This is a genomic window from Microcoleus sp. Pol12B5 (assembly GCF_036701335.1).
GTDB lineage: Bacteria > Cyanobacteriota > Cyanobacteriia > Cyanobacteriales > Microcoleaceae > Microcoleus.
In genome coordinates, this window is the sequence record NZ_JAUBQQ010000026.1 from 33,449 (window position 1) to 56,474 (window position 23,026).

20 protein-coding genes are annotated in these 23,026 nt (G+C 47.1%); 8 read left to right on the forward strand and 12 right to left on the reverse strand.

Features of this window, described 5'->3' with window-relative positions; genetic code table 11:
- The first annotated feature begins 26 nt into the window (after window positions 1-26).
- The gene (locus QUA24_RS13975; RefSeq protein ID WP_333230409.1) at window positions 27-476 is read left to right on the forward strand and encodes a hypothetical protein; all 450 of its coding nucleotides are present in this window, start codon (window positions 27-29) and stop codon (window positions 474-476) included.
- Between the two features lie 191 nt (window positions 477-667).
- Here the strand turns inward: QUA24_RS13975 and QUA24_RS13980 are convergent, their stop codons facing one another.
- The 9 genes from QUA24_RS13980 to grpE form a co-directional block, all read right to left on the reverse strand.
- A complete protein-coding gene (locus tag QUA24_RS13980) occupies window positions 668-919 on the reverse strand; it encodes a hypothetical protein (protein WP_333230410.1) in 252 nt (83 codons plus the stop codon).
- Window positions 909-1,106 carry an NblA/ycf18 family protein gene (locus tag QUA24_RS13985; protein ID WP_006635253.1) on the reverse strand — a complete coding sequence of 66 codons (198 nt, stop codon included), beginning with the start codon at window positions 1,104-1,106 and terminating at the stop codon, window positions 909-911. The genes QUA24_RS13980 and QUA24_RS13985 overlap by 11 nt, the downstream gene beginning before the upstream one ends.
- A 531-nt stretch (window positions 1,107-1,637) precedes the next feature.
- Window positions 1,638-2,366, reverse strand: a complete 729-nt coding sequence (locus QUA24_RS13990; RefSeq protein ID WP_333230411.1) for a biopolymer transporter ExbD — start codon at window positions 2,364-2,366, stop codon at window positions 1,638-1,640.
- A 15-nt stretch (window positions 2,367-2,381) separates the two neighbouring features.
- Complete coding sequence (locus QUA24_RS13995; RefSeq protein WP_333230412.1) at window positions 2,382-3,167, reverse strand: MotA/TolQ/ExbB proton channel family protein; 786 nt, start codon at window positions 3,165-3,167, stop codon at window positions 2,382-2,384.
- 241 nt (window positions 3,168-3,408) lie between these two features.
- The gene (gene rsgA, locus QUA24_RS14000) at window positions 3,409-4,659 is read right to left on the reverse strand and encodes a ribosome small subunit-dependent GTPase A (protein ID WP_333230413.1); all 1,251 of its coding nucleotides are present in this window, start codon (window positions 4,657-4,659) and stop codon (window positions 3,409-3,411) included.
- Window positions 4,656-4,946: a sulfurtransferase TusA family protein gene (locus QUA24_RS14005; RefSeq protein ID WP_333230414.1), complete on the reverse strand. Its 291-nt coding sequence runs from the start codon at window positions 4,944-4,946 to the stop codon at window positions 4,656-4,658. The genes rsgA and QUA24_RS14005 overlap by 4 nt, the downstream gene beginning before the upstream one ends.
- Window positions 4,947-5,237: 291 nt before the next feature.
- A complete protein-coding gene (gene dnaJ, locus QUA24_RS14010) occupies window positions 5,238-6,365 on the reverse strand; it encodes a molecular chaperone DnaJ (protein WP_333085115.1) in 1,128 nt (375 codons plus the stop codon).
- A gap of 132 nt (window positions 6,366-6,497) precedes the next feature.
- A complete protein-coding gene (gene dnaK, locus QUA24_RS14015; protein WP_333230415.1) occupies window positions 6,498-8,615 on the reverse strand; it encodes a molecular chaperone DnaK in 2,118 nt (705 codons plus the stop codon).
- A 296-nt stretch (window positions 8,616-8,911) separates the two neighbouring features.
- A complete protein-coding gene (gene grpE / locus QUA24_RS14020; protein WP_333213876.1) occupies window positions 8,912-9,706 on the reverse strand; it encodes a nucleotide exchange factor GrpE in 795 nt (264 codons plus the stop codon).
- Window positions 9,707-11,001: 1,295 nt separating this feature from the next.
- Between grpE and QUA24_RS14025 the strand changes: the two genes are divergently transcribed.
- The 3 genes from QUA24_RS14025 (at window position 11,002) to QUA24_RS14035 (ending at window position 15,413) form a co-directional block, all read left to right on the forward strand.
- The gene (locus QUA24_RS14025; protein WP_333230416.1) at window positions 11,002-13,008 is read left to right on the forward strand and encodes a GspE/PulE family protein; all 2,007 of its coding nucleotides are present in this window, start codon (window positions 11,002-11,004) and stop codon (window positions 13,006-13,008) included.
- A 92-nt stretch (window positions 13,009-13,100) separates the two neighbouring features.
- Complete coding sequence (locus tag QUA24_RS14030) at window positions 13,101-14,198, forward strand: type IV pilus twitching motility protein PilT (RefSeq protein ID WP_333085111.1); 1,098 nt, start codon at window positions 13,101-13,103, stop codon at window positions 14,196-14,198.
- 87 nt (window positions 14,199-14,285) lie between these two features.
- Window positions 14,286-15,413: a type II secretion system F family protein gene (locus QUA24_RS14035; protein ID WP_333230417.1), complete on the forward strand. Its 1,128-nt coding sequence runs from the start codon at window positions 14,286-14,288 to the stop codon at window positions 15,411-15,413.
- A gap of 706 nt (window positions 15,414-16,119) precedes the next feature.
- Here the strand turns inward: QUA24_RS14035 and QUA24_RS14040 are convergent.
- Window positions 16,120-16,311 (reverse strand): hypothetical protein, encoded by a 192-nt coding sequence (locus tag QUA24_RS14040; RefSeq protein WP_333230418.1) that lies wholly within the window; start codon window positions 16,309-16,311, stop codon window positions 16,120-16,122.
- Between the two features lie 137 nt (window positions 16,312-16,448).
- On the opposite strand from QUA24_RS14040, the gene QUA24_RS14045 reads away from it, so the two are divergent.
- A complete protein-coding gene (locus QUA24_RS14045) occupies window positions 16,449-17,570 on the forward strand; it encodes a glycosyltransferase family 4 protein (RefSeq protein WP_333230419.1) in 1,122 nt (373 codons plus the stop codon).
- A 23-nt stretch (window positions 17,571-17,593) separates the two neighbouring features.
- Entirely contained in the window at window positions 17,594-17,827 is a 234-nt protein-coding gene (locus QUA24_RS14050; RefSeq protein WP_333230420.1) for a hypothetical protein, read from the forward strand.
- A 123-nt stretch (window positions 17,828-17,950) separates the two neighbouring features.
- On the opposite strand, the gene QUA24_RS14055 is transcribed toward QUA24_RS14050, so the two are convergent.
- Window positions 17,951-18,886: an exopolyphosphatase gene (locus QUA24_RS14055; protein WP_333230421.1), complete on the reverse strand. Its 936-nt coding sequence runs from the start codon at window positions 18,884-18,886 to the stop codon at window positions 17,951-17,953.
- A gap of 66 nt (window positions 18,887-18,952) precedes the next feature.
- Between QUA24_RS14055 and bioF the strand changes: the two genes are divergently transcribed.
- Both bioF and pirA read left to right on the forward strand, forming a co-directional pair.
- A complete protein-coding gene (bioF, locus tag QUA24_RS14060; protein ID WP_333230422.1) occupies window positions 18,953-20,125 on the forward strand; it encodes an 8-amino-7-oxononanoate synthase in 1,173 nt (390 codons plus the stop codon).
- A gap of 305 nt (window positions 20,126-20,430) precedes the next feature.
- Entirely contained in the window at window positions 20,431-20,580 is a 150-nt protein-coding gene (pirA, locus tag QUA24_RS14065) for an arginine synthesis PII-interacting regulator PirA (protein ID WP_172185012.1), read from the forward strand.
- 906 nt (window positions 20,581-21,486) lie between these two features.
- On the opposite strand, the gene QUA24_RS14070 is transcribed toward pirA, so the two are convergent.
- Complete coding sequence (locus QUA24_RS14070; RefSeq protein WP_333230423.1) at window positions 21,487-22,854, reverse strand: TldD/PmbA family protein; 1,368 nt, start codon at window positions 22,852-22,854, stop codon at window positions 21,487-21,489.
- Between the last annotated feature and the right edge of the window lie 172 nt (window positions 22,855-23,026).

Below are 23,026 nucleotides of genomic sequence, written 5' to 3' on the forward strand. Positions count from 1 at the left end.
AGCAGGAAAAGCATAGGAACAGCACTGTGGCTCACACGTTTTTAATGGAATCTGGCCAATGGACGCTCGAAGGAAGCTGGATTGAGCGCAATGGCGTGCCAATTACGGTTAAAGGCAAAACTTTAGTGAGCTGGAACCGAACAGATTGGTTCAGTATGGTGACAAAGCTCGTATTTCCTGGAGGCGATCGCGAAGAGATTATTTTGCAGTACCGAGGACACCTCAACAGCGATGAACGGCAGTATACGTTTGTACTCCAACACAGCGAACTCGGCCGCGTCGAGGGCGAAGGTTGGATTGCTCCCCAGTCGATCGTCCAGCGTTATTGGGTATTGGGAGACGAACGCCAGCGGCGGACGGGTTTTGATACCCTTCACCGAGTTGATGACAACCGCTACTACCAATCTAGTGGCATCATGTCTGGTCATTACTTGACGAGTACAATGGAAGCAACTCTCGAACGTCAGGGGGAATAACTCTTTCTAGAGTCCACAGTTGCGAGTTCTAGGGATTAAGGTGAAAAGTGAAGGTTTTGCTAGTCGGAGGTCGCGCTCAGATGTCCGACTAGCGCCATTGCTGTCAAACCTCATCCGCTGCAACTAAAGACAAATATATTGAATTGTTAAAAATTTTAATGGGTTAAAAAATTAACACTTATTATTAAGAGTTATCCAATTTTCGAGTCGAGGCGCGATAAATTATCTTGACCCTGTCCGATGGTGTCGATAGACAAACTGCTTACCTCGACTTCCACATTCAGTGAAATCCACAAAGGAATTGTCAAATTTTCCTCACGTCTGTACAAATGCCTTCTACCTTCTGCCTTCGAGTGACGCCCCATCACCCCCAACTCCTTTCCGCCTGAGGGAAGAGAGTAAGAGACGGAGGTCGCCGACTGCGACTCTTTGCTACTCAACACCTGGGTTAGGTTCTAAACCCCAGTGGTGTTTCAGAAAATGGCGGTACATCGTTTCCCGCAGCATCATTTGCTCGTAAAGCTTGACCAAAAACTCCTGAGCTTGTTCGCGGCTCATGTCACTTACCTGTGTTTTGAAGGAACACAGGCTAAATTGCTGTTCCAAAGACAATTCTGCTGGTTGGCTCATGACTTTGACTCCTCTGTAAGTAAAGGTGACTTAAAAGTGAACACCTGGATTAACCAGATTTGTAAGTTGTTTCAGCGATCGACAGTTGGTTTCGGGATGCCCGATGGCCCATCTGGCTTTAGTCTATATTACAAAAGGTAACAATTATTTGACAAAATTACCATCTGTCCTAGGAAATAACTTACTTAGCGATAGAGATGGCGAGATGTCTGCAAAAGTTCCTTCCGCAGGCACATACAAGTGTATCTACTTGTCAAGAGAAAAAAGGCTCAGTACGAACCAAAAGAATTGAAGCCCTTTATACCAAATCCGGCGGAGAGAATCTCCACGAGGGGGAGAGCGGAAGAGGGGGAGAGGGGGAAATGAGGAGATGGGGAAAGGGGGAGATTTAAAATGAGGAGATGAGGAGAGCGGAAGAGGGGGAGATGAGGAGATTGGGAAAATTTCTATTTCTCTGTTCTCCCTTCTTCCGACGGACATCCGTTACATCCCGTACATTGCTCGTTGCCGAACCTTCTTCCTTCTTCCTAACTAATTCGAGGGCCCGCCATCCTGTGGTGGAGTTGCGATTCCGGGTCTGAAATTGGGAGCAGCGGGTGTAGGCGAAACCGGAGGAATGCCCTGATTTGCCCCAAAGTTACTAGGCTGCCCAGGAGTGGGGAGAGGGGATTGAAACTGATTCGGATTGAACTGCTGCTGTCCAGGAGTGGGGAGAGGGGATTGAAACTGATTGGGGTTGAACTGTTGCTGCCCCGGAGGCACAGGAGACGGCAGGGGTTGACCGGAATTGCCGATCGCAGGTGCCGCAGGAATGCCAGAATTGGGAAGCGAGGTATTGGGCAATGGGGAGGGAGCCGAACTAGGAAGAGTTGCCAGGGCAACTCGATCGCCCCCTACCTCTCTCAATTTGTCTAAAACCTCGACTACTTTGGCATATCTCGCATTTTGAGGAGCGTACAGCACCATCAACCCCGTAGGATTCTGGCTTTGGAAACTCTTTAAAACTCGATCGAGCTGTTGGTAATTAACAGGCAATTGATCGATATAAGTTTGCCCGAAATCGTCAATGCTGACAATCAGCATCTCTCGCATCTGCGTTTGTCCAGTCTTCGCTTTAGGCAAATCGACATTAATTGCTTGCTGGCGAGTCAGTTGCAAAGCCGCCAGGAGAAAAAACGTCAGAATGCAAAAGATCACGTCAATTAAAGGCACCAGTTCAATCCGAGCCTCTTCAGCAGGAGTATCTAGATTAATCTTCATCAGTTCTCAGGAGTTTTAATTATTAGAAGGGGAATCTTCAGCCGGATCGGAACCTTTCAATTTCGGCTCCCGATTCCGTTCTCCCGATTCTTGAGAATTGAGAGAACGCCTGTTCAAACCATCTGCACCAAAAGAAGAATTGCTGTATTCTGCACCGGGTGCTCGACCCTTAGCATTAGCGGCAGGCCAGTATTGCCTGTAAAGCAATTCCAGTTCATTTCCAGCTTTGCGAAATATTTTTGCCTGGTTGAACAAAAAAGCTTGAAATATCCTATAAAAAGCCAAGGTAAAAATTGCTACTACCATCCCAGATGCAGTAGTGATCAGCGCCTCGCCAATCCCCAAAGTTACGCCAGTTGTTGCCGCCGTGCCGATGTCGCCCAGACGGATGGAACTGAGCGAGTTAATCAAGCCCAAAACAGTTCCCAGCAAGCCCAGCAAAGGGGCGAGAGCGATCGTAGCTTCTAAGATTTTGTCGCCGCGGCGCATCGAAGCCAACTCTTCATCGGCTGCAGCTTCGAGTGCGAGTCGAAATAAATCTGGTTCGGGATTGTAGAGCCGCAGAGGTGCAGAAAGAAATCGCCCGATCGGCTGTCGGTTAGCTTGTCTTGCAATCTCGTTAGCCGCCCCCCAATCGCTGCGAGCCGCTTCCAGAATGCGGTTAACAATCTGCTTTTCTTTGCTCAGAAGGCTTGCCCAAAACCACAAGCGCTCGATAATTGTACTCAAAGATAGAATCGATAACACCAACAGGGGCCACATGGCGGGGCCGCCTTTTTGAAACAATTCTTGAATATTCACAATATTTTTGCTCCTGCAGTACCCACTAACTTTTGCTTCTGTTCTACTTTTTTTAACAAATCTAAGGCCATTTAATTTTAGCTATTAATGTACTCAGGACTTACGCACTCGCGACTAAAGAAAGCCGGTTTTGCGAAGGGGGCGTCCGGGTGCAACGAAGTATTTTCGTTGAGGAAACCCGGTTCCTGGGTAAGTCTTGGTAATGTTTTCTAGTGCTTACGGGTGATGGGCGGCGACTTCCTCACAATTCCTCTAAGTCTTGACACATATCTTGGAGTGACTGGTGTTGAAGGCGGCGGGAAGAGCGGCGATATTTTTTAGTTTGCAGCTTCGGTTCGTAATGCTGCGTACCATCCGACTTGGTTTGCTGTTTCAAACTCGCCTCGGCACTGCTGGAGTTTTGCTCTTGTTGCTGGCGGACGATCGCCTCTTCGAGAAACTGCAAGTAATACTCATATCGCTCCCAACCGCCCCGCACTACACAGTTAGGCTCGTCTCGGTGCGAACAGTCGCTAAACTGGCAGCTGCTCAAAGCCAGCCTCTGGCGCGCTTCTGGGAAATATTCCGCTAATTCTGAGGGATCGCATTCGAGAGCCGGCTGATTAAAGCCCGGAGTATCAGCCAAGAGTCCGCCGCCGGGGAGTTCAAATAGTTCGACGTGGCGAGTCGTATGGCGCCCGCGGCCGAGTTTGCCAGAAACAGCGTTCACTCGGAGGTTCAGGGCCGGGATCAGTTGGTTGATCAAGCTGGACTTGCCAACCCCAGAAGGGCCACAAATTACCGTTATTTTCCCTTGCAGGTGGTCTAGAAGCAAGTTCGGCAACGGGCTATGTACGGGATTTAACGGATGTAACGCATTGGCCGAATTTGGAAGCTGGGGGTTATCCTCAGAAGTCAGCAGAGATGGCTCTATTTTCTCCCCTAAGTCATTGAAATGCGGTTTCGACGCAAAAATTTCATTTTTACCCTTAGCCGGGGCTTCCTGAACTCCTACACCGCTGCGTACGCTAATAAACATGGGTTCGTAGCCCCAGCCTGAAAGTCTATCGCGCCACTGTTCCAACTCCTGGGGCGTGACCAAATCGCATTTGTTCAGGCACAAACTCACTTCTAAACCTGTAGATTCGGCTTTGACTAAAAACCGAGTTAATGATGCGGGATCTAAGTCTGGTTCAGCAAGGGCAAAAACGAGGAGAATGCGATCGGCATTAGCTACAGGCGGGCGGTTGAGTTCTGTTCGGCGCGGGAAGACTTCAGAAATTGCACCCCGGCGGTCAGTCCAGTCGGGTTCGTCTACCACCACGCGATCGCCCACCATCACCTGTTGGCCAATTTTTTTCAGTCGAGTGCGACGAGTGCACAGGAGAGTCGGAGAATCCGCGAGGGGAGCATTTTTCCCGTCAATGGAGACTTCGGGATCTAACCTCACTTGGTAGAAGTTAGCCTGAACAGCAATTACAGTACCGACAATCGAGGCTGAATTCAGGCTCATCCTGCTTCCTTGTCTTCTGGGCGCTGCACTTTCATTGAAAAAAAGCCCGACTCCGGCTGAGCCGCCACAAATTGCGTTTCCAGAATCTGGTACCCTTCCATTTTGAGACTATCAGGTACTTGTTCGATCGGCTCCCCAGCATCCAGCCACACCTCCAAAACAGCACCCGGTGCCATTTGCTCCAAGCGCAGTTTAGTGCGGACAAAATTCAGAGGACACGGAGTACCCCGCAGATCGATTTTGGCATCTGGGGATTTGGGATTTTCAATTTTCGATGTTGAATTCATAATGCTTTTTGCAATCTCAAATCCTGAAAGCCTTACTTTTTTAAACAAGTTGCCTGGAAACTGGAGAATCTAAAATTTTCTTTCCAATTGGACACAGACTATTATTATTTCTGAAAAAAGTGAGCGCAATTGCGCTCACTTTTTTCAGCGCTGCTGAAACGCAATGCCCAGGAAGCATCCCACCTGAGATTTTTGTGAGCAATTGCCCACAATTTTTTGACAGATACTAAAACAAATGACTGGGGAATCCTGGAACAGGAAAATTTGACACCAATTGGTGTCAAAAATTGCTTATTTCTGAAACAAATTGCCCAGAAATCCTTCCAAGCCGCCTTTACCGGTACGATCGCCCTTCAGCTTAGCAAGCTGCATCAGCAATTCCCGTTCCTCAGCCGTCACCTTAGTCGGAATGTCAATAGACACCGTAATCAAATGATCGCCACGACTGACGGGATTTCCTAACCGAGGCACCCCTTTTTTCTCAAGAGTAAGAACAGTATTTGCCTGAGTTCCGCTAGGAATCAACAATTCCGTCGGCCCGTCTACGGTTTCCACTTCCAACCGGCACCCCAAAATTGCTTGCAAATAACTAATCTTAACTTCCGAGCTAACGTTAGTGCCGTCCCGCTTAAATAGCGGGTCTTCATTCACCGCCAAGAACACGTAAAGATCTCCGGGCGGCCCGCCCAGTTTGCCGGCATCCCCTTCATTGGAAACGCGCAAGCGAGTACCGTTGTCAACCCCAGCCGGAATTGTGATTTTCAGCTTTTTCATCACTTCTTTCTGGCCCCGGCCGCCGCAAGTTTCGCACTTATCCTCAATCACTTGCCCGGTGCCGTTGCAAGTGGGGCAAACTGAAACTTGAGTAAAGCTGCCGAAAGGAGTGCGGGTAGCACGTCGGACTTGACCACTGCCGGTACAAGTCGAGCAGGTTTGTGGTCGGGTTCCCGGTTTCGCGCCAGTCCCGGTGCAAGTTTCGCAGGTTTCTAGATGCTTGATGCGGAGTTCTTTTTCCCCACCAAACACTGCTTCCCGAAAATCCAGCCGCAAATCGAGGCGCAAATCGTCTCCGCGCACCGGCCCGCTGCGCCTGCGACCTTGCTGTTGTTGGCCGACACCTCCCTGAAAGCCCTGAAAGAAGCTTTCAAAAATATCGGCAAAGCTGTCACCAAAGTCTTGGAACCCAGGTGCCCCTGCACCGCTGACGCCTGCTTCACCGAAACGGTCGAAACGGGCACGGGTTTCGGGTTCTGAGAGGACCTCGTAGGCGCGGTTAATTTCTTTAAACCGCTCCTCGGCACCGGGTTCTTTGTTGACATCTGGATGGTATTTGCGAGCTAGGCGGCGGTAAGCACGCTTAATTTCTTCTTTGTCTGCGCTGCGAGAAACGCCTAATATTTCATAGTAATCACCGGCCATAGAGCTGCTTGCCTGGAGGTAAATAACAAAAAGTGTACGAAAAAGAAACGGGCGACCTTTCCTGAAATTACATATTAAAAATCAAAAATTCTCATTGTCAATTTTTAACTTTTAATTTTTAGCTTTTCAGTTTTAAAGGAAAGGATTCATATCATCAACTTCTGGTTCGGGAACCTTCTGTTTTTGTTTTGACTGTGGATTGGACTGTGGACTTGACTGTGGATTTGACTGTCGTTTTGACTGTCGCTCCGGCTTTGGTTCCGGCTTTGGTTCCGGCTTTGGTTCCGGCTTTGGTTCCGGCAGAGCTTGGGGCGCCACCAGCAGCTCTTCTTTCAGAAAAATGCTGTCGTCGTCCGCTTTAACCTCTTCTGGTTGTGATGATTCTACTTCTGACATCATCTCGCTTTCAACAACAGCTCCTGACGGGGCTACCCCGCTGCGGGCTTGGTCGTAGACTGCTGTCCCCAGCGAGTATAGCAGTTGCTTGAAAGATTCGATTGCGGGCGTGAGTTCCTCGACTGTGATGTCGGGGTTAGTCATCGCTGCCCGCAAGGCTGCTGCGGCTGTTTCCGCTTCGGCCTTTAGCTCGTCACTCAGCAGTTGCGCGTTGGTTTTTAAAGTTACACCACAATTATAGACGAGGGAGTCAGCTTGATTTTTGAGTTCGACGAGTAGAGCGCGCTTGATGTCCTCGTCGGCGTAAAGTTCGGCTTCTTGTCGCATCCGCTCGACTTCGGTTTCGCTCAATCCCCCTGTATTGGAAATTTGGATGCTTTGTTCTTTTCCGGTTCCTTTGTCTTCAGCAGCCACTTTGAGAATCCCGTTGGCATCGATTTCAAAGGTAACTTCGATTTGAGGTACGCCGCGGGGGGCTGGGGGAATGCCTTTGAGCAAGAACTTGCCGAGACTTTTATTGTCTTTAACTAATGCCCGCTCGCCTTGGAGTACGTGAATTTCTACCGAGGTTTGCCCGTCTGCCGCCGTGCTGTACATTTGCGATCGGCTGGTGGGAATAGTTGTATTGCGCTCGATTACTTTGGTGAACACCCCGCCCAAGGTTTCGAGTCCCAGGGAGAGCGGCGTCACATCTAGCAGCAGCAAGTCTTTGACTTCACCACCCAACACCCCGGCTTGAATTGCCGCGCCTACCGCTACAGCTTCGTCGGGATTGACGGATTTATCGGGAGAAACACCCCCAAAATACTTGCTAATTGCCTTTTGAACTGCCGGAATCCGGGTTGAGCCTCCGACTAAAATAATTCTGTCTATGTCTTTGGGGGTCAAACTTGCGTCTTTGAGGGCTTGAGTCACCGGATCGATCGTCGCTTGCACCAAATGAGCCACCAGTTTTTCAAACTGAGCTTTGGAGAGTTCCATTTCCAAATGCTTCGGCCCTTTCTCGTCAGAGGAGATGAAGGGCAAATTGATCGAGGTGGATTCCCGGTTGGAGAGTTCGATTTTCGCTTTTTCTGCCGCTTCTCGGAGGCGCTGCAAGGCCATTTTGTCTTGTGAAAGGTCACTGCCTTCTTGAGTGCGGAAAGCTTCTACCAGCCACTGTACAATGCAGTCGTCAAAGTCATCTCCTCCGAGATGGTTGTTACCGGAGGTAGCGTTGACTTCAAAAATTCCGTCTCCCAGTTGCAGGATCGAAACGTCGAAAGTACCGCCGCCTAGGTCAAAGACCAAGATTTTCTGTTCTATATTTTGCTTGTCCAGCCCGTAGGAAAGGGCTGCCGCTGTCGGTTCGTTGACGATCCGCAGGACTTCTAGGCCTGCGATCGTACCGGCGTCTTTAGTAGCTTGCCGTTGGGCATCTGTGAAGTAGGCTGGCACTGTAATCACGGCTTGTGTAACCGTTTGTCCCAAATAAGCTTCAGCATCTTGCTTGAGCTTTTGGAGTACCATTGCCGAGATTTCTTGGGGAGTGTGAACCTTGTTCCGAATTTGGACGTTAACGGTATCGTCTTTGCCTTTTATGCAGGTATAGGGAGTCCGCGCTCGTTCTTCTTCCGTGTCGTCCCACCGCCGTCCGATAAATCGTTTGATACTGTAGACAGTATTTACAGCATTAGTTACAGCTTGCCGCTTGCCTAGTTGACCTACTAAGCGATCCCCCGCCTTGCCGAATCCTACTATACTCGGAGTTGTGCGGCCGCCCTCGGAATTGGCGATCACGACGGGTTTACCGCCCTCTAACACAGCTACGCAACTGTTAGTTGTGCCTAAGTCAATTCCAATAATTTTTCCCATAGCGCCTCATAAAACTTTGTGGGATGTTTGGAAATCTCCAACTACAGGTTGGGAGATGAAAAACGACTCAGCTTGTTTAAACAAGCATTCCCAGACTAGATTTGTAGGAAATAAACTTGATGTCCTAAAGCAGTATCAAAGACTGGTAAAAACATTTTTCAGAATTTTTGGATAAAGCGCTGACCTGCTTTTAGTCATCTTTAATTAAAAAGAAGTTGGTGAGTCTGCCACCTTGGACCCCCCGAATTCTATTCGGGGGTCAGTGACTTTAAGGAATGCAGTAGCTTGTCTCCCGATTAACCTTCTGAACTATCGGGATTTTCATCTGAGGCTACCACAGATAGCCCAGCCGCTGCAACTTTCACTTTGGCGTGCCGCAAGACGCGATCGCCCAGAATGTAGCCGCGTTCTAGTTCTTGGATAATTGTTCCTTCCTCGTGTTCGTCAGTTGGCTCGCTCAGCAGAGCTTCGTGGAGGTTGGGATCAAACTGTTCGCCTTCGGGACGCATCGGAGAAACCCCGATTTGCTTGAGGCTATCTACCATTTGCTTGTAAACGCTTTGGTAGCTTTTGTGAATGTTCATTTCGCCGTCGGTTTGCGGCTTGATGTGCGATCGAGCGCGCTCGAAATTGTCAATTACTGGCAACAGGGGTTTGATCGTCAGACACCTTGCCTGTAAATCTAGCTCTTCTTTTTCCTTTTGGGTACGCCTGCGGAAGTTATCAAAATCTGCTGCTAGGCGGAGATTTTGATTTTTCAGTTCTTCTAGTTGAGCGGAGGCGACTTGCAACTGAGTTTTTAAAGCCTCTTTTTCCTCGGTTACCTGGGCCAGTTCCTTCTTCCAAGGCTCCGCCGCATCAGCAGTCGGACTGTTGGTTGAACTGCCGGTGACGGTAGGCCCCGATGCGTTTGCTGGGGTGCGATCGCCCTGAGCACTTTGATAAGCTCGAGCAAGTTCGAGCTCCCAATCCGCCGATTCATTCGAGTTTCCCGATGCCGCCGGATTTTCGCTTGCCATTGGCGAACCCTCTGGGGTGGTTTCCCCAGTTGAGCTAGGATCTTGATCTTGCTGTTTTTCCTCGTCAATCATAAAAGCTGCGCGACAGAACCCTATCAATTCTAGCAGATACAGTTAACCCGGTAAATCTAGAGGACTCAAATTTACTGTGTATGGCACAATGTGAAAAGAGGAAATCTCGCCATCTCTGGAGACATTGCTTAAAGCTTTCCATAAAATATTCAAAGGCCAGTTTAGATATTTACGTATAATATCGTTGCCACCATGGGGGCAACCCAACGTTTGTTGGTTCCTCATTTTTAATTAATGCAATCACCTTTACAACATTTTTTTAAGTATATTTTGCTTTCAAGTCAACTACCTGATTTCCCACTTAGGAGGCTTGATGTTTCAAGGTTGACTTAAAACGATAGTGACTTAAAGTTATCATCGCTCAGGCTGTTTTAGTCGCAACCTAAAGGTAGATTTTTTTTACCATTTGCTGAGTTTCCCAAGTCGGGAGAAAGAGGAATTTGTATTGAGTGACTAAGTAGTTAGCTGTGTGCTTTTGTGACTCAGATACTAGGTTGTCAATCTTGATGCGAATTGAGGCTGTGGTTTTTCTGATTTACTAACGCCGAAGTAGCTTGAAGTATCGAATTTTTGCCAGCCAAATGAGAGAAATTAGTTGGTTTTGATCCGATGCTCATCTGTAAATACAATTGATATCTAATTTGCCTCTTTCCAAGATTTTTGAACCGTCCAGCTTACGTCATAAAGGTTCGGACACCAGGGTAGAATCAAAGTAATATTTACTGACCCAAAACTAGAGTAGCTCAAAATTTGCCCTGGGAACTCATGCAGCCGACGATTGGGCAGTGACCGATCGCAGATAATTAATCAAAATATATTTCACAAGGGCGATCGAGGCTTTCGTAAAAGCTATCATCACAGAACATAGCTCATCTTTAATTTAGTACAGCTAACCGCGCCACCAGGGACGGTGTAATTTGAGCAAACAATTTGGGAAAATAGAATTAGCCTGGGAAGGGGGCATACCCCGCCCCGCTTTTCTCTCCCGGTACGGGGAATTCCCAAGTGATGTTCCCTGACGCTATAACCAGAGTATCCCGCAAGTTAATCAAATAAGTAAGCAACTTAGCACTCAACGAACAAGATTTGATGGCAAGCATCGGCAAACCCCTCCAATGTCTCGTCAATTTGTGGACGAAGCTTAGAGGTGACTACGAGCTTACACTTGAGAGATAGGGATTGAGCAAGAACATGATAGCTGATCCATAAGCAAAGAATACGGGGGTTAAAACCCCGCGTTGGTTTTCCTCTCAGCACTCTTTGTGACTGAGTTTCCCACCTATTGAGTGTTTTTTATGACTAGCACATCCGCGCCTCGATCCACATCGATAGTTGCTCTAAGCGTTTTTACTCCGGCTCTCACCAAGATGATTCAGTCGGGTTACGTCAACGGCGAGCAAGTCAAGCAAGCTCAAATTGAAAGCCAGAAGTCGGGCAAGCGTTTGACGGAGGTATTAGAAGCACTTACCGGGCAGCCGTTACCCCCAGAATTGCTGCGACTTTACAAGAAGCAGCAGATGTTTGAACGGAAGATAGTCTACGGGGTTGAAGCATTTGACCCGGAGATGAGCGAAATGTCTAACGAGCAACTGGGACTTATGCTCGATACGTTGAAGATTTCGATCGACATTTGTCACCAAGGTCGGTTTTTACCCGTAGCGAAGGCTGAAACTGAGCCGGCGGCGGTTTTAGTGGCAATGGTAGATCCCGACAACCTCAACGCCATAGAAGATTTGCGGCGGATTTTACAGCCTCACGGCTTGGCTTTGCAGCGACGGGTGATTACGCCAGACGACTATCAGGACATAACATCGGCCTATCAAGACGACCAAGTTAAGAGGGAAGCTAAAAAAGCTGAAATCGAAAAGCAGAGAAAGATGGATCTAGGGGAGGGAGATTTTGGCGAGCTCTCGCTAGAAGAGGATACTGCCGATCAAGAAGACCTCGCTAACACATTGGACGATGCTGAGGCGGCTCCCGTAATTAAGGCCGTCAATATCATTTTGGCTAAAGCTTTGTCGGAAAAGGTGTCTGACATCCACGTAGAACCTCAAGAAGAGTTCATGCGGATTCGGATGCGGAAAGACGGGGTGCTGCAAGAGTATTTCCGGTTTCCCAAGCAGGTAGTCGCCTCGATTACCGCTCGTTTCAAGATTATTTCCAACATGGATATTGCCGAACGCCGACAAGCGCAAGACGGCCGCATCCGCCGGGTGTTTGAGGGACGCACGGTGGATTTCCGGGTGAACTGCTTGCCTTCGCGGTACGGCGAAAAAATCGTGCTGCGGATTTTGGACAGTTCCAGCACTCAGTTGGGTTTGGGTTTGTTAATCTCCGACGAAGAAACTCTGGCTTTAGTGCGAGAGAGTGCTAGCCGTCCGTTCGGACTGATTTTGGTGACGGGGCCGACGGGTTCGGGCAAGTCAACTACTCTCTACTCGATTCTGGCGGAACGCAACGATCCGGGGGTTAATATCAGTACGGCGGAAGACCCGATCGAATATGCTTTGCCAGGAATTACGCAATGTCAAGTAATTCGGGAAAAAGACTTGACTTTTTCCAACATTCTGCGGGCATTTTTGCGGCAAGACCCTGACGTGATGCTGGTGGGGGAAACGCGGGACAGGGAAACAGCCAAAACTGCTCTGGAAGCGGCTTTGACGGGACACTTGGTGCTGACGACGCTGCACACGAACGACGCGGCCGGGGCAGTGGCGCGTTTGGCAGAAATGGGCGTAGAACCGTTCATGGTTTCGGCCGCTCTGTTGGGCGTGTTGGCTCAGCGTCTGATGCGGCGCGTTTGCGACAAATGCTGCATTCCTTACCAGCCTACTGCCACAGAACTCGGCAAGTACGGTCTGTCGGCTTCTCAAGAAATTGATCTAACTGTTTACAAAGCCAACACCGTACCGGTGGAGGAAAGGAAGGAACTGGCAGAACGCGAGCAACTTTGTCGGAAGTGCGGCGGCATAGGCTACAAAGGACGGGTAGGGGTTTACGAGTACCTGAAAAATACTGAGCGGCTTCAAACTCTGATCACTCAAGGAGCTCCCACAGAGCAAATTAAGGAAGCAGCAGTAGAAGAAGGGATGAAAACGCTGTTGGCTTACAGCTTGCAATTGGTGCGAGAAGGCGCGACTACCTTTGAAGAAGTCGAGCGGGTGACGTTTACAGACTCTGGCCTGGAGGCTGAAATGAAAGCCAAACGCAAGCAGGGACTTACCTGCAAAACTTGTCAGGCGGAATTGAAGCCGGAGATGCTGGATTGTCCGTACTGCTTGACGTCACGCTTTTTGGATTGATTCAGCAGCAGTTAACTGTTGACTATTAACTGTTGACTGTTAACTGAGCTAGATTGGTCAATAACTATCAATTTGATCGAGGAGAGGTATCTATGGGTCTGATGATTGAAGACGTACTGGAGTCCCTGGTAGAGCAAGGGGGTTCGGACATACACATCCAAGCGGGCGCGCCTATATTCTTCCGAGTCAGCGGTAAACTAACTCCTCAGACGCAATACGGCGACATTCTGTCTGCTGAGGAAGTGCAGATCCTGATTTTCCAAATGCTCAACAATATGCAGCGCAAGCAGTTGGAAATGGAGTGGGAACTCGACTGCGCTTACGGCGTTCGGGGATTGGCTCGGTTTCGCGTCAATGTCTACCGGGAGCGGGGTGCTTGGGCTGCTTGTATGCGGGCTCTGGCTTCTAAGATTCCTAACGCCGATGCTTTAGGCGTGCCGCAGATTTTGCGGGATCTGACTGAAAGACCCAGGGGTATGCTGTTGGTGACGGGACAAACGGGTTCCGGGAAAACTACTACGATGGCGGCGTTGTTGGATCTGGTCAACCGGACGCGCGCGGAACATATTCTAACAGTTGAAGACCCGATCGAATATGTGTTTCCTAATATCAAGAGTTTGTTTCACCAGCGCCAAAAGGGCGAAGATACTAAGAGCTTTGCTAATGCGCTGAAAGCTGCTTTGCGCGAAGATCCTGATGTAATTCTCGTGGGGGAAATGCGGGACTTGGAAACGATCGGTCTGGCAATTTCGGCGGCAGAAACGGGTCACATGGTGATGGGAACGTTGCACACTAATTCGGCGGCTGCAACGATCGATCGGATTTTGGACGTGTTCCCGCCCATTCAACAACCCCAAGTTCGCGCCCAGGTGTCTAACTCTTTGGTGGGAATTTGCAGCCAAAATTTGGTAATCAAAGTTGGGGGCGGCCGCTGCTGCGCTATGGAAATCATGGTAAATACTCCAGCTATGGCTAACTTGATCCGGGAGGGTAAAACTCCCATGATTTACTCCCAAATCCAAATGGGGGCCAAATTGGGTATGAGGACGATGGAAATGGCCCTCGCTGAACTTTACAAGAGCGGTAAAGTCACTTGGGAATCGGCAATGGCCAAGGCTTCTAAGGCTGACGAACTCGAACGCTTGATCGGCCCGGCACCTGTTGGTAGCGCCCCGGTAAAAGCTCATTAATTCCGTCAGCAGTCATTAGTCAGGAGTCTGCCGACTGAATTAATGACTGATGAGTCATAATTTTTAATAAATTTTCAGAGGTGAGCTGTGGCTACCAACGTTATCCGCCAAAAACCGAAAGGTGGCTTTGATTTCAGTAAGATTCAGGAGCAAATTGAATATAACCTTACCAGCCTTACTGTTAAGGATATGGCTATTTTTGCTCGTCAGTTTGCGGCTATGTTTAATGCAGGGGTGGCGATCGTTAGATGCCTTTCCGTGCTGCACGAGCAGTGTTCTAATGCTAAACTGAAGCGAGCGCTCAGGAGCATGAATGCTGACGTGCAGGAGGGGATAAACTTGGCAGAGGCGATGGCTAAGTTTCCTGATGTTTTTGACCAACTGTTTATCAGTATGGTGGCGGCGGGAGAAGTTGGGGGGGTGCTAGATGAAACCCTAGACCGTCTGGCGGTGATGATGGAAAAAAATCACAAGACGGAGGCGGAAATTAATTCGGCAATGTCTTATCCGAAGACTGTGTTCTTTATTGCGATCGTGATTTTTTTCGCAATGACCATATTCTTGCTACCAACTTTCGCTAAAATCTTTAAGGATATTGGTGCAGATTTGCCGGCTTTTACGGTGTTTATGTTGGCAATTAGTGCATTTTGTACGGCTTGGCCTCCCATTCAACAGGTAACAGTTATTGGGGTAATTGTGGCGCTCAAAATTGCCTTCGATATGTACTACAAAACTCCAATAGGTCACCTACAAATTGATAGGATTGCCATGAAATTGCCTATTTTTGGAGATTTGATCGAAAAATCTGCTGTGGCTCGGTTTTGCGTGATATTTGGGTCGCTGACGCGATCGGGCGTGCCAATTCTCAATTCTTTGGAAATTGTGCGAGATGTGGCGGGGAATCAGGCGATATCTAATGCGATCGAATATGCGAGACAGGAAATTCAAAGCGGTGGCATGATCAGTATTGCTTTGCAAGAACAAGCTGTTTTTCCGTCTTTGGCCATTCAAATGATGGCAATTGGCGAGGAGACAGGGGAACTTGACAAGATGCTGATGAAAGTTGGCGCTTTCTACGAAACGGAAGTGGAAGAAGCAGTAAAAGGACTTACCAGTATGCTAGAACCTCTGATGATTGTTGTCGTCGGTGGCATCGTAGGTTCGATTTTGCTGTCGATGTATCTGCCGATGTTCGCAGTGTTCCAGAAGCTGTAAAAAAGGGGTAATGAGTTATTAGTTATTAGTTAGTAGCAATTAACGCCTGACCAATGACTATTTCAATCGTCCCCAGGCTCTGCCTGGCCAGACTTTTGGAGGAGGCACATCCTCGATTAAAAGGAGAAAACAATTTGGAGGCTCTGCCTCCAAATCTTCCTTATCTTCCTTACCAGGGTCTTTCCATTGGTGACCAGTTACGAAAATGTCACAAAAGTCAAGTAGGGATTTAAATGCTGCCTAATCCTGGCTTTACACTTCAGGGTAAACGCATCTTAATTTGAACCCAAAATATACTACAGTTAAATTCCGAATCAATTTCAAGGTAGTTATTGTAGTTTATGGGTGCTATCAATGGAAAAAGGTTTGACCCAAACTTTAAATCACCAACAAAACAAACAGATTCATTGCCTGGGGCGAATATATTAAATGCCAGTTTTTTAGAAGAAAATATTGCCAATTTGAACGATCCCAGAATATAAATAATAAAAAAATATTCAGAGATTTTACAGGGTAATCGCATCTTAATTAATCTATAATGATCAGGGAATTTTTTAAAATATTTGACAGCATCATTCAAGCGCAGCTCGTAAACTAAGGAATGAAAATTGAGTGTGATGCTGATAGCCAGCTAAGCAAGCTCGCTGAGGTTCCACCTCGTTGATTTATCTCCATCACGTGCTTTTGCCTAGGGCGTGTTTTCCAACTATAACCACAACACAATCCAGGCGATCGTGATCATGGCTGTATAATTGGCAGTCAGCTTCTTATATCGAATAGCGTCCGACTCCATTGCTTGAGTCGCTTGATAGCACGTTCCACAATGTTCCGTTGGCGCTAGATTTGACGGCAGCCTTGTTCCATCTGCCTGAGTGAGGGATACCTGCCGGGAGTCCATTCCCAGTTTAACTGCTTGTTGGTCGCCGATCGCGTCTCCACCGCAGCCCTACATCTGGCAGGTGCATTTTCTGTCATTTGTCAAGTACAATTTATACCAAATCAAATGCGATTACCCTGCACTCATAACCAATAAATATGGTTCACTTTAACGTTGCCTTTCAACACTTTAATTCCTTCACCGACATTACCCTATCCCTGGCGAAAACTTTACACCAAATGGGAATTCCTATTTCGGTCGCACCTTCAACAATAGCCTCTCACCTCAGCCGCAATTCGACACCAGAAGAAAATGACCTGCTAGCGAAGTGGATGAACACCACACCCTCAGATTTATTTCAGATCAAATGGTCTCATTATTGGAAACCTTATTTTTTAAAAGAACTCAACGGACATCTCAACTTAGAACTTTTTGCTATCAATTACGAATTCGCCCAAAACCATGATGATTATGATTACTGGATTTACGATGCTGTTAACACTTCATCCCACAAACTAGCCGTCAGCCAATACTCTAAAAACGTTTTAATCAAAGCTGGATGTCCGGCTGCTAACGTATCAGTCATGCCTCTAGGTTTCAATCCTTTAATCTCGCAACTCTATTTTCCCAAATCTCCAAAAAAACAAAAAGATGTAACACATATTCTGCACATGACCAATTCTTTTGATTTCTATAGATTTGGCACGGATCTGGCTATTCAAGCTTTTTGTGAAGAGTTTAAAGATGATTCTAAGGTAGAGTTAATAATCAAAGATGGAGGGAAAAATCCCGATGTTATAGTGGAACATCTCGCCAATATCGAAAAGCAGCTCGGCAAGTTAAAGGCAAAAATTCTGATCATCCCTAAATTTTATAATAAAGCAGAACTAGCTGATTTATACTTGTCAGCCGATGCTTTTTTAGCTCCGTTTCGCGGGGAAGGTTTTGCGATTAAAATTTTAGATGCCTTTGCAGCAGGTTTGCCTGTTGCTATGACTATGTATGGTGGCCCGACTGAGTACGCCAATGCTGAAAACTGCTATCCCATTGCTTACGATCTAACTCCCGTAGGAAACTGTTACGATACTCAGTATCTACAAATCAGAAATGCTCCTCAGTGGGCAGAACCAAATGTTCAGTCTGTTCGCGAACAATTGCGAAAAATTGTTGAAGACCAGATGCGTTTTCACGTAGCTCAAAAAGCTAGAGAGACGGCGGATTTATTTAATTGGGAAACTGCCGCTCAAAAATTGCTAAAATTAATGCGAGAATTGTTTTAGGAATTGTTTTAGGAGCCGAAATTATGGGAGTCGAACGCAAAATGTTTAGGGGAATGTTTTCTCCGGGGGAGGTGGTACGATTGAAACAGCCTTGTTTTACTCCCGGGCGATTGTTTGAGCCAGGAAAATATAACGCTGATGAGTTGCCGGATATCGCTTTTGATATGGGTTTGGTAGACCATTTGCCACGAGTGAAAGGCAACAGTTCCGAAAATCTCAATGCCCAGAACCCGCCAGATCAAAACCTTGAGGACTAAACTCCCGTTTGCAGTAAGGACTTCAGTCCTAAAAATCCCTGTTTGTAGTAAGGACTTTAGTGCTGAAAATTAAAATAAATAATCAAAGACTCAAGTCCTGACTGCAAAAAAGATAAAGCCAATTTAACCATTTTGCTCTATCTGGGAAATTAACTCTTTCAAAACTTGACTAGCTTGATCGTTCTCAATCTGACAAGTTCCGGCATTCTGGTGTCCACCGCCACCATACCTTAACATTAACTCCCCAATATTAGTTTTAGAAGTTTTGTTAAAGATTGACTTGCCAACTGCGAAAACAGTATTTTGTTGTTTCAGTCCCCAAAGTACGTGAATCGATATATTGCACTCAGGGAACAAAGCATAAATTACAAAACGATTCCCCGCGTAAATGACCTCTTCGTTACGCAAATCCAAAACAACTAAATTATTATAAACTTTGGCGCATCGCTGTATTTGCTCTTTAAATTTTTCTTCTTGCTCGAAGTAGAGGTCTACTCTTTCTTTTACATCAGGAAGCTGCAAAATCTCATCGATGGTATGATTTTTGCAGTAATCGATTAACTGCATCATTAACTGATAATTGGAAACCGTAAATTCTTTAAACCTTCCCAAGCCAGTTCTGGCGTCCATGATGAAGTTTAACAACACCCATTCTTGTGGATGCAGAACCTCTTCTTGGGCAAATTGAGCGGAATCTGATTTGTCAACGGCTGCCATCATCGCCTCAGAAATATCAGGAAACTTTGCTTGGCCTCCATAATATTTGTACAGTACCCTAGCTGCTGAAGCTGCATAGGGATCGATGATGTGGTTAATTTTGATTTTCTCGTGTCTAAGAGTTTCGCTGAAATGGTGATCGAAAGCTAGATGAACTCCATCAACATAGGGTAAATTGGTGCTAATATCGTTATTTGTTATTTCGATTTTCCCATCCTGCATATCTTTAGGATGCACGAATTTAATCTCGTCGATCATATCGAGTTCTTTGAGCAAAACGGCACAGACAAGACCGTCAAAATCGCTGCGGGTGACTAATCTGTATTTTTTAGTGAGTGGCATATGCTTCTGTGATGGGGAGGAACTGATCACCAGCTAATATAACGTATTACCCGATCGCTTTCCAATATGAACGCAGACCCTTACGCTTGGATAGAGAAGGCCCTAGACACAGTTCGTCGTGCCGATTGGTATCGATCGCCACAATCGATCGACAGTTCCCCTGGGCCTGTGGTAAAGTTATCAGGCCACAGCCTGATTAACTTTGCCAGCAACGATTATCTCGGACTTGCAGGGGATGACAGGTTAATTCAAGCTGCTATGACTGCAACTAAGGAATTTGGTACGGGTGCGACGGGTTCGAGGTTGGTCAGCGGACACCGCGATTTGCACCGACAGCTAGAACAAGCTATTGCTAATTTAAAACGAACTGAAGATGCTTTAGTATTCAGTTCGGGATATTTGGCGAATCTAGGGGCGATCGCATCCGTTGTCGGCAAGCGCGATTTGATATTATCTGACAAGTACAACCATTCGAGCCTGAAAAACGGAGCCACACTCAGCGGTGCAACTGCCATAGACTACAGTCATTGCAATCTTGAGGATTTAACTGCAAAGTTAGAGCAAAATCGCGCGAGATACCGCAAGTGTTTAATTATTACCGATAGCGTTTTTAGCATGGATGGGGACTTGTGTCCGCTGCCACAGTTGTTGGCTGTGGCCGAAACCTTTAACTGCATGGTATTAGTAGATGAAGCTCACGCTACAGGAGTTTTCGGTGCTAGCGGTGCCGGTTGTGCAGAACATTTCCGGTGTACGGGAACACCACTGATTCAAGTGGGGACACTCAGCAAAGCTTTGGGAAGTTTAGGTGGTTACGTTGCGGGCTCTGCTGCTTTAATTGATTTTCTGCGTAATCGAGCTCCGAGTTGGATTTATACTACAGCATTGACGCCTGCTGATGCGGCGGCTGCTTTGGAAGCTGTGAGAATTGTACAGCAAGAACCAGAACGCCGAGTTCGGTTGCGACAAAATATCGAAACTTTTAAATATTGCGCGATTACCAATCACCAATTACCAATTACCAATTCCCTCTCCCCAATTTTCAGTCTTCCGTTAAAAGATGCAGCCTCGGCTTTAACAGTCGGCAGCAAACTCAAGGAGATGGGTATTTTTGCTCCGGCGATTCGGCCTCCGACTGTAAGCGTGAGTCGAATTCGGATTTCGCTGATGGCAACTCACGAGCTCGCACACCTTCAGCAGTTGGTAGAGGCGCTGAAGCAAGTTTTGAGTTTTGAGTAAATGTTGGGTACGTACCGCGCACCGCTTGACTAAATGTAAATGTTGGGCATCGGGCATCGGGCATCGGGCATCGGGCATCGGGCATTGGGCATCGGGCATCGGGCATCGGGCATCGGGCATCGGGCATCGGCCTAATGACTTCTGATTGTCAAGATATCGCTATTGACTTATGACCAATATTATACAGGAGTGTTGTCGATCGGTCAACAACTGTAAATTTTTTGTAAATTTAGATACTTTTTGGAATTTAGCGCTATATTAGAGAAGTAGCAGGTACACCAAATTTAATATAAGGAACGTCCACCATGAACACAAATCGTCAAAACGTAAAAAAAGTAGCAGAAACCCACCGCGCTAACATTCACAAGCAACTGATGCACCGCATAGAAGTAGCGAGATCCAGTGGCAATCAAGATTTGGTTCGGGTGCTTGAAGAGGAAATGAGACAGCTTTAAAGAAGCTGCCACTAGAATTTGCCCGTAGTTTGGTTTAGAGGGTTGTGCGAGAAATGCAGAATTCCGGCAACCGCTACCTGTGAAGTTTTGACTCCTCTCTTAGTTGGTAGGAAAAATCCCGGTTTCTTCAAGAAACCGGGATTTTTTATTGAGAAGGAAGAAGAAAGAGGAAACACTCCTGTACGCACAAACTCTATCTGTAGAGTGCGCCTCGTCCCAAAAAGATTTGCCAAAAATAGAATGTTATGTCGGTAAATTGAATCAGATATTTATGAATTTGCTGAGCAAAGCAATTCATGCCTTGAATTGCTATGACCAAAAACGCACCTCGGAGCAAATTAAAAATGACCATAGTACGATTACGATTTGTACTTCTATGCTGAATTAGGATAGCGTAAGAATCGGTGTGAAAGACAATCGGCTGGGAATAACAAGCGAAGTAAGAACCCATTTATTTAGTCCTTTCTTTACAACTGAACCTGCGGGTCAAGACACTGGTTTGGGATGATCTGATTACCTATCAGATTGTGGTGGAGAAGCGCGGCGGAGATTTGAAGTGTTTATCACAGCCAACAGAACCGGGTGCATAATTTGTGATTGAGATTCCCATTAGGCAGAATAATCGGGTAGAGATGAAAGAAACTTAAGGGGAATTAAACAAAAAATTAGGGGAAAGCCTGGTAAAGTCTATAATCGCGATCGCACTTCCCCAATTTATCTGTAATTTCTGAAGTCTCCCAAACACCGGACGACCTCGCTGAAGCCCTCAATAGTAGATTTTCAGTGGTTTGTCAACTTGTCAGTGTCCCGCACTGGTTAAGGTGAGGCGTGAGGGCGCGATCGCGCCCTCACCATGTGCCAATTGCGTAAGTTTTGAACTAATAATTAATGACTAATGACTAATGATTATCTTCCTCCGACGACGACATTTTTAATCCGCAAATGGGGACCGCCGACGCTTACTGGCAAACCGCTCTGGCCATTTTTACCACAACCGCCGTAAGCATAAACCGAGTCGTTTCCTATAGACTCAATATCCTTTAAAGTCTGAAATACATTGCCACTTAAAGTGACATCGCTCACCGGTTCGGCTAATTTGCCGTCGCGAATCATGAACCCTTGAGCCGCCGCAAAGGTAAACATTTCGCCGTTGGTTTGTCCTCCCAACATCCGCACTGCATAAACTCCTTCGTCAATGTCCGCAACCATTTCGTCAAAAGAATGTTCGCCAGACTCGATCGCAGTATTAGTCATCCGCACCAAAGGCATAAAAGTAGCACTAAGAGCCCGGGCATTTCCCGTCGGACTTTCGCCCATTTTGCCCGCTGTTTCGCGATTGTGCATCCGAGCCGCTAAAACTCCATTTTTAATTAAATGCTTGCACTGAGCCGGCACGCCTTCGTCGTCATATTTCAAAGTTCCCGGCAATCCCGGCACAGTTGCATCGTCAATTACATTCAATTGTTCGATCGCCACAGGCTTGCCCAAAGTCAACAATTCCTGCATTTTTGGGTTTTCGTAAATGCCGTCTGCTTCCGACAAATGCCCGAAAGCTTCGTGAATAAAAACTCCCGACAAATAAGGGTCTAAAATCACCGGATACTGACCGCCTTTCACCGATTTTGCCTCTAGTTGGCCTACAGCTCGAACGGCAGCACTTTTAACACGATCTTCAATATTTGTCAAGACATCGTAATCCGATCGCGAGTGAATAGACTCAAACCCTTGGCGGACGACACCACCCTCGCCACGGGCGATCGCTCCGAAACGCCCGGTCACGTCCAAGCGCTCTTGAGCGATGCAAGTACCTTGAGAATTCACAAAATAAGTAATCCCAAATCTGTCGCTGTAACCTGCCATTGTCGTCTGAATTCGCGGGTCATAATCTAACAGCAACTGATTGTAAGATTCGAGCAATTTCCGCTTTTCGGCTAGAGTAATAGAGCGCGGATCGCGACCCAATTCCACCGCTACATAATCTTGAATAGGGGTGACATCTGCTAGTAGAGTTTTTTCGCTGCCAACCAAGCGAGACTGCACTACAGCTTCTTCAATGCGGTCTTTTAATTCATCTAAACCGTTAAAAGTTACAAAACTCCAGCCACCTTTGTGACAGGCGCGGATGCCACCGGCGAGACTAAAACTGCGGTTGACAGCATCTAACTGAGGGCCGCGAAAACTAATCGCAGTTGACTCGCTTTGTTCGAGGCGAACTTCTAGATAATCTACGCGATCGCGGTAAGGTGCGATCGCTTCCATCAACTGTTCTTGCATCAAATTGCCCCTATGAATGATTAGCCGTAGCGCTGAAAAAAATTATTGCTAACCTTATTTTAGCTAATAACTCCCGTCTTTCGGGTGCGCGTTCCCGCACCGCTGTGGTGGGGGAGTATCGCGCGCCCTACCCGATCGAGGGCGAGTCAACCAATTTTAGATTTTAGATTTT

What these genes read in the sequence shown, in the direction of transcription:
- QUA24_RS13985 (WP_006635253.1), bottom strand. Translation starts at nt 1,106, where the DNA reads ATGAGCCAACCAGCAGAATTGTCTTTGGAACAGCAATTTAGCCTGTGT.
- QUA24_RS13990 (WP_333230411.1), bottom strand. Translation starts at nt 2,366, where the DNA reads ATGAAGATTAATCTAGATACTCCTGCTGAAGAGGCTCGGATTGAACTG.
- rsgA (WP_333230413.1), bottom strand. Translation starts at nt 4,659, where the DNA reads ATGAGCCTGAATTCAGCCTCGATTGTCGGTACTGTAATTGCTGTTCAG.
- QUA24_RS14005 (WP_333230414.1), bottom strand. Translation starts at nt 4,946, where the DNA reads ATGAATTCAACATCGAAAATTGAAAATCCCAAATCCCCAGATGCCAAA.
- dnaJ (WP_333085115.1), bottom strand. Translation starts at nt 6,365, where the DNA reads ATGGCCGGTGATTACTATGAAATATTAGGCGTTTCTCGCAGCGCAGAC.
- dnaK (WP_333230415.1), bottom strand. Translation starts at nt 8,615, where the DNA reads ATGGGAAAAATTATTGGAATTGACTTAGGCACAACTAACAGTTGCGTA.
- grpE (WP_333213876.1), bottom strand. Translation starts at nt 9,706, where the DNA reads ATGATTGACGAGGAAAAACAGCAAGATCAAGATCCTAGCTCAACTGGG.
- QUA24_RS14025 (WP_333230416.1), top strand. Translation starts at nt 11,002, where the DNA reads ATGACTAGCACATCCGCGCCTCGATCCACATCGATAGTTGCTCTAAGC.
- QUA24_RS14030 (WP_333085111.1), top strand. Translation starts at nt 13,101, where the DNA reads ATGGGTCTGATGATTGAAGACGTACTGGAGTCCCTGGTAGAGCAAGGG.
- QUA24_RS14040 (WP_333230418.1), bottom strand. Translation starts at nt 16,311, where the DNA reads ATGGACTCCCGGCAGGTATCCCTCACTCAGGCAGATGGAACAAGGCTG.
- QUA24_RS14045 (WP_333230419.1), top strand. Translation starts at nt 16,449, where the DNA reads ATGGTTCACTTTAACGTTGCCTTTCAACACTTTAATTCCTTCACCGAC.
- QUA24_RS14050 (WP_333230420.1), top strand. Translation starts at nt 17,594, where the DNA reads ATGGGAGTCGAACGCAAAATGTTTAGGGGAATGTTTTCTCCGGGGGAG.
- QUA24_RS14055 (WP_333230421.1), bottom strand. Translation starts at nt 18,886, where the DNA reads ATGCCACTCACTAAAAAATACAGATTAGTCACCCGCAGCGATTTTGAC.
- bioF (WP_333230422.1), top strand. Translation starts at nt 18,953, where the DNA reads ATGAACGCAGACCCTTACGCTTGGATAGAGAAGGCCCTAGACACAGTT.
- pirA (WP_172185012.1), top strand. Translation starts at nt 20,431, where the DNA reads ATGAACACAAATCGTCAAAACGTAAAAAAAGTAGCAGAAACCCACCGC.
- QUA24_RS14070 (WP_333230423.1), bottom strand. Translation starts at nt 22,854, where the DNA reads ATGCAAGAACAGTTGATGGAAGCGATCGCACCTTACCGCGATCGCGTA.